Below are 3,674 nucleotides of genomic sequence, written 5' to 3' on the forward strand. Positions count from 1 at the left end.
TACAGTTGTTTTTGATACATCGGTAGCTTCAGCAATCTCACGGTATGTAAGATGCATTTCCTTCAAGCGAAGGATTTCTGTAATTATCATTGGTTCTAGACACCTCATTTCATTACCTCCTTAGAATGTATATACATACATTCTAAGAAAGCGATTTTAAGATGTCATCTTGTCCGGATAATTTAGGAACGTTGTCCGTAAGTTATAGGAATGCTTGTCCGGATATTTTAAGAATGTTTGTCCGAGTGTTATAAGAATGCTGTCCGGATGTTGCAAGAATCATCACGGAGCGTTTAACTCAGTCGGAGCTTGTACCCCGACTGAGTATAGTTTGTCATACCCCCCACCTACGCTAACGCTTAGAGATGGGGGATTTCTCCGACTGAGTTCAAAGAATCTTTAGCAAGCTGTCACTTGTCATTCACATTCAGCCGATATAGTATAACCATCGAAGGAAACAAATCCTTGATACAATTTAATTGCAAGCTGTCTACCTCCCAAAAATGACAGCAATGCATATATAAAAACTTTTTCATAATCTCGTAAATCGAAAAGATTTACAATTCTCCCTCTTTTTTGAAGAGCTACGAAATTACTACTTTAACCCTCCCCCCCCTAATGAGGTAGTAATGTCGTAGCTCTTTATTTTTGTGTCGTTGCTTGGGGAGATAGGTAAGGAAAGCGGGGCTTCGCCCCCCAAGAATTGATCTGGTTTGGGGAGATAGGTAAGACAAGCGGGGGCGTAGCCCCAAGAATTGTTGTTGTTTGGGGAGCCAGGCGAGAAAAGCGTGGGCGCAGCCCCAAGAATTGTTATGGTTTGGGGAGCTGGGTGAGAAAACCAGGGTCGCAGCCCCCAAGAATTGTTGTTGTTTGGGGAGATAGGTAAGACAAGCGGGGGCTTGCCCCCAAGAATTGTTTTAGCTTGGGGAGCCAGGCCAGAAAAGCGGGGGCGTAGCCCCAGGAATTGTTGTTGGTTGGGGAGCCAGGTAAGAAAAGAAGGGGCACAGCCCCAAGAATTGTTTTGATTTGGGGAGCTAGGTAAGAAAAGCGTGGTCGCACGTCCCAAGAATTGATCTGGGTTGGGGAGCTGGGCAAGAAAAGAAGGGGCGCAGCCCCAAGAATTGTTGTTGGTTGGGGCTCTGGGCAAGACAAGCGGGGCTTCGTCCCCAAGAATTGTTGTTGTTTGGGGGAGCCGGGCAAGAAAAGCATGGACGCAGCCCCAAGAATTGTTTTAGCTTGGGGAGCTAGGTAAGAAAATCAGGGTCGCAGCCCCAGGAATTGTTGCTGGTTGGGGAGCTAGGTAAGATAAACGGGACGCAGCCCCAAGAATTGTTTTAGTTTGGGGAGCTAGGTAAGAAAAGCGGGGTCGCGCCCCCAGGAATTGATTTGTGTTGGGGAGCTAGTCAAGAAAACCAGGGTCGCAGCCCCAAGAATTGCCGGAGCTTGGGGAGCCAGGCAGGAAAAGCGGGGTCGCAGCCCCAAAGAATTGTTTTAGGTTGGGGAGCCGGGCGAGAAAAGCGTGGTCGCAGCCCCAAGAATTGTTTTAGGTTGGGGAGCCAGGCAAGAAAACCAGGGTCGTAGCCCCAAGACTTGTTGCCGTTTGATAAATAAAAAAGAGAGGACAAGTATTCTAACACTTATGTCCACTCTTTTTTCTGTAACGGTTTCAGATAGTTTTTCTTAAGGTCACGGAGATTAGTTCTTTCAACTGGTTTTACCTCGGTAGTATAGTCAAAAAAATAGCGGGGAACTTCCCCGCCGTCGATGGACCTGGGTCTTACGACCAGCCCAATAGAAACTTAGTTTCTGTTACATTTATTATATGCGAAAAAATACGAAAAATCAATAAGATTTTCAAGACTCGCTCGCGAGTCTTGCGCGCCGGATTCGGGTCTGCTTCAGCAGACAAATTCCTGTCCGAATCCGTGCGCATCCTCGCGGAGTGTCAAAAAAGAGGCGTAATAGACCTTCTTGACAAAACCTATAAGTAGATATAAGATTTTATTAAACCTATAAGCAGATATAAGATTATAAGAAACCTATAAGGAGATATAAATATGAAGGAAAATCCTTTCACAATTCTGTTCGGCGTAGAGCCGGATTCCATGATCCCCAGAAATAATGAATTTCAAAAAGTAGTCCAAGACTTTAAAAGCCCTAAACCCATGTCAAAAGGCTATGTCATAACGGGAGTTAGGGGATGCGGAAAAACAGTGTTAATGACATCCATACAAAACCACTTTGCAAAACAACCTAATTGGGAAGTGCTTCGTTTAAATCCTGAACTTGATTTGTACGAATCAGCAATTAGCCAGCTTGGAGAGGTTATTTCCTTAAAAGAAGAAACGATATCGGAAATTAATATCTCGGTTGCGGGATTTGGGGGCGGATTTTCAAAAAAAACTTTTTCTACTAACGAAACGATTCTAAAAAAGATGCTTCTAGTAGCAAAGGAAAAGAAAATATCTGTCCTAATCACAATAGATGAAGCCTCAAATACAGAAAATCTAAGAGCGTTTTCGCACTCTTTCCAAGCCTTTATTGGTGAAAAACTACCTGTTTTTTTACTCATGACAGCATTGCCGGAAAACTTTAGCGCACTTGCAAACTCAACAAATGGAACTTTTATGCGAAGATTACCGCGCATAAAACTTGATGCTTTAAATCCTTTACTGATTGAGAATAAATATAAACAGATTTTTTCAATTAATGATGAAGAAGCTTTGCAGTTGTCGAAAACGATAAAAGGATATTCCTATGCGTTTCAGCTTCTAGGGATGCTGCTTTGGGAGTCAAATAAAAAACAAGCAGATGAGGAAATTCTAATAGAAATGGACGCACTTCTATCGGAAGGCGCATATAGACCAATTTGGGAACATTTAACCGAAAAAGAACGTGAAGTTGTATGTGCAATAGCTCATAGCAAAGAACATCGAGTATCAGAAATTCGAAAAATATTAAACATGGAATCCAATCAATTTTCTCCATATCGAGAAAATTTAAAAGAATGTGGGCTAATAGACACGTCTACATACGGCCGTATCTATTTTTCACTACCACGATTTGAAAAATTTGTACTCCAAATAGAGCGATATATGGCTTAACGAGTGAAGCAGATGACTGATACCAGACATCTGTTTTTTTTTGCAATAACAAAGGCTATTTCAAAATCGAATATTTAGCTGGGTAAGAAAACCAGGGTCGCAGCCCCAAAAATTGTTTTGGCTTGGGGAGCTAGGCAAGAAAAACCACCTCATAGACTACAGTTATACTGTAAATTGTAAATAGACACATATGATTATTTTCTTTTTCAATAAATCTTCCGAATTCATACACATTCCTATCACATTCGGCCGATATAGTATAACCATCGAAGGAAACAAACAACTCCTCGATAAACAATTGCAAGCTGTCTACCTCCCAAAAATGACAGCGTTGCATATATAAAAACTTTTTCATAATCTCGTAAATCGAAAAGATTTACAATTCTCCCTCTTTTAAAGAGCTACGAAATTACCGATTATATACTCCCCCTCACAAAGAGTCGGTAATGTCGTAGCTCTTTATTTTTGTGTCGTTGCTTGGGGAGCTAGGCCAGAAAACAGGGTCGAAGCCCCAAGAATTGCCGGAGCTTGGGGAGCCAGGTAAGAAAATCAGGATCGCAGCCCCAGGAA

1 protein-coding gene is annotated in these 3,674 nt (G+C 42.2%); it reads left to right on the forward strand.

Translation table 11 applies throughout. The features are described from left to right. Nucleotides 1-2,057: 2,057 nt before the first annotated feature. Nucleotides 2,058-3,104, forward strand: a complete 1,047-nt coding sequence (locus BLS20_RS12620) for a DEAD/DEAH box helicase family protein (RefSeq protein ID WP_090174721.1) — start codon at nucleotides 2,058-2,060, stop codon at nucleotides 3,102-3,104. Nucleotides 3,105-3,674: the final 570 nt, after the last annotated feature.

The organism is Eubacterium oxidoreducens, assembly GCF_900104415.1.
GTDB classification, from domain to species: domain Bacteria; phylum Bacillota; class Clostridia; order Lachnospirales; family Lachnospiraceae; genus Eubacterium_C; species Eubacterium_C oxidoreducens.